Source organism: Flavobacterium sp. (assembly GCF_043760115.1).
GTDB lineage: Bacteria > Bacteroidota > Bacteroidia > Flavobacteriales > Flavobacteriaceae > Flavobacterium.
Genome location: NZ_JAYUPK010000104.1, coordinates 1 through 2,835, shown reverse-complemented (window position 1 = coordinate 2,835; position 2,835 = coordinate 1). Strand labels below are relative to the sequence as shown.

The 2,835-nt window shown below is 27.9% G+C and carries 3 protein-coding genes; all 3 read right to left on the bottom strand.

From position 1 onward, the window contains the following. Window positions 1-1,558: gliding motility-associated ABC transporter substrate-binding protein GldG (gldG, locus tag ACH2BC_RS09025; protein ID WP_395053668.1), on the bottom strand; the 1,558-nt coding region annotated here is incomplete at its 3' end. Then, window positions 1,558-2,283, bottom strand: a complete 726-nt coding sequence (gene gldF, locus ACH2BC_RS09020) for a gliding motility-associated ABC transporter permease subunit GldF (protein WP_395053667.1) — start codon at window positions 2,281-2,283, stop codon at window positions 1,558-1,560. The genes gldF and gldG, both read right to left, overlap by 1 nt. Window positions 2,284-2,349: 66 nt before the next feature. Then, the gene (locus ACH2BC_RS09015) at window positions 2,350-2,643 is read right to left on the bottom strand and encodes a putative quinol monooxygenase (RefSeq protein ID WP_395053666.1); all 294 of its coding nucleotides are present in this window, start codon (window positions 2,641-2,643) and stop codon (window positions 2,350-2,352) included. Between the last annotated feature and the right edge of the window lie 192 nt (window positions 2,644-2,835).

Below are 2,835 nucleotides of genomic sequence, written 5' to 3'. Positions count from 1 at the left end.
AACCTAATTCTAATGGTTGACCGTCTTTATCTACTTGATTTTTTATAACATCGCCATCAGAAATCACTATCATTTTATTAGATTTTCCAATAGGAGTGAAGGTGTTTTCTTTAAATGGCAACACACGATTTTCATAAACCGAATGAAATTTTCCTTCTAATAAAACTGCCACAGGAATGTTTCCAGAGTTTACAAACTCGTTTTGATTAGGTTGTTCTTCAACCATTGCTAAATTTACTTCAACTGGCGTTCCAACTGGTTTAGAATAAGGTGAAGATTGTAATAAAATGGTTTTTTTAATATCATTTTTTAAGAGTTCTATTGGATTTGCAAATTCAAATTTTGATCCGTCAAGATTGTTAACTATGGCATTTATTTTAGATTTATCTTTTTCTATTGGAGGATATATTACGGGCGAATACAACCAAGGAAATTGCTTATACTGGGTTTCACTTCCTTCATTTCCTGTAGCTAACGAAATTGGTGCAGCAACAATATCTTTAATTAAATCTGGTTTAAGACGAACACCATATTTAAAAAACATATCGTTTAAATTTAAATTTTTTGGAAATGCCAAACTGGTTCCAGTTTTCAATAAACTATCCATTTCCATAGAAACTTGATCTACTAACCAAATGGTTTTTCCGCCATTGATAATAAATTGATCTAAGACTTGTTTTTCGTTATCTGTAAAAGTTTCAGATGGTTTTGCAATAACGGCTAAATCATAATTTTTTAATGATTTTAAAGTATTTTCTGGACTTTTAACTACAGAATCTAGTGTAAATGGTCCGATGTAATAATTCTCTTTTACACCTCTTAAAAAATCGGCAATTTGATAATCTTTTAACTCGCCATTACCTTGAATTACTGCAATTTTTTTCTGTTTAACTTTAGAAACTGTATTAAAAGCATTTGCAAAAGCATACTCAAGATGTTGCACAGAACTAACCACTTTTTGAGCCGTAGTTTGCGTCATTGAATTTTTTAGTAAAGGAATTTTAACAACCTTATTATTGTAAATTGCAATTGCCCAAGGAAGCACAGTTTCTTGAGATTGCTTGCCTTTGTCACTAACTTGAACTTGAATTGGAAGCATTTGATTCCCAAAAAAAGACTTTTTTAACGCTTCGTTTAAATCGGTTATACCTTCAATACTTTTTTTAATTTCTGCGGCTTCTTCTTTACTAGAAATTTGTCCGTTTACTTTGAATAAATCAAAAATTAATTGTTTTTTTTCTTTGTTTAATTTATCAGATTCTTCTAGCGGATTATAAATTCTAAAAATTATATTAGAATTATATGCAGAAAATTCTTCGAGTAAATTTCTAGTTTCTGATTGTAATTTTTTAAATTCTCCAGGAAAAGTTCCTTCAAGAAAAACGTCAACATACATTGGTTCTTGTATGTCTTTAATTATTTTTAAAGAAGTTTCAGATAATGTATAGCGTTTATCAGAGGTTAAATCGAAACGTTTAAAAAAGAAATTTCCAGCAAAATTTACAAGGAATAAGATTCCGATTAGAAGTAATAGATTTTTTAAATTATTATTTTTCATTACGATTTTAACGATTTTAATTTATAAACTGTTAATGATAAAAATAAGATGGTAATGCTTGCAAAGTAAATTACATCTCTAGAATCTATTACACCACGAGACATGCTTTTAAAATGATAATCCATTCCGAAAGAGGTAATTACCGAACCAAATCCTGAAATTAAGGTAGCCATTCCTTCAAAACCAAAATAGAAAAAGAAGCAAAGAAATACTGAAAGTATAAAAGCTACAATTTGATTATCTGATAAAGTTGAAGTAAAAATTCCGATAGAAGTATAGCCAGCAATTAGAAAAAGCAAACCAAAATAGGAGCCAATTGTACTTCCTAAATCTATATTTCCTGTTGGCATTCCTAAATCATAAATTGCGTAAACGTAAATGAATGATGGAATGATTGCTATTAAAATTAATAAAAATGAACCTAAAAACTTTCCGTTTACAATTTGCCAAATACTTAAAGGTTTCGTTAATAATAATTCAATTGTACCTTGTTTTTTTTCATCAGAAAAGCTTCGCATTGTTACAGCTGGAATTAGGAAAATTAATATCCAAGGTGAAATGGTAAAAAACGGAGATAAATCGGCAAAACCGCTGTTTAAAATATTAAAATCGCCTTCAAAAACCCACAGGAATAAACCGTTGAGAAGTAAGAATATTGCAATTACCAAATAACCTATTGGCGAGCCAAAAAAGGATTTAATTTCTCTTAATAGTATTGATTTCATATTTTAAAAATTGTTTATTGTATGTAGTTTGTTGTTTTTAGTTAGATTACAACTAAAAACAACAAACTATAAACTTGCTAACTTATCTACACTCCAAGCTTCGGGTTTATCGTTAAATAATTTTTTTGTAAATTCCCAAACATCATAAAATAATTCTGATTGTCTATAATTTTCTAAATCTTTTTCGGTTTCCCAATAACTGTAGGTAAAGAAAATACTTTTATTGTTTTTATCTTGATATAATTCTAGAAAACGATTTCCTGGTGCATTTCGTATTTTTTCTTTCATAAGTTCAAAATTTTCCAAAAATGCTGTAATGTTTTCTTCGTGAAAGGAGAGTTTTACAATTCTTATTAGCATAATTTATTTTTCTAATTTCATTATGTTGATGTTATTTCTTCTAAAATTTCAAAAACACTCATGATGATGAAGTTTCTATTTTTTAAACTTATATTTTTAAATTGACTTTGTAATTGATATTGACATTGTAATTGATATTGTAATTGACATTGATATTGAAAATTTATCTATTCATAAAATATTCTTTAAACA

Bases quoted from the DNA above. Each gene is read 5' to 3' on its own strand.
- gldF (WP_395053667.1), bottom strand. From the start codon at position 2,283: ATGAAATCAATACTATTAAGAGAAATTAAATCCTTTTTTGGCTCGCCA.
- ACH2BC_RS09015 (WP_395053666.1), bottom strand. From the start codon at position 2,643: ATGCTAATAAGAATTGTAAAACTCTCCTTTCACGAAGAAAACATTACA.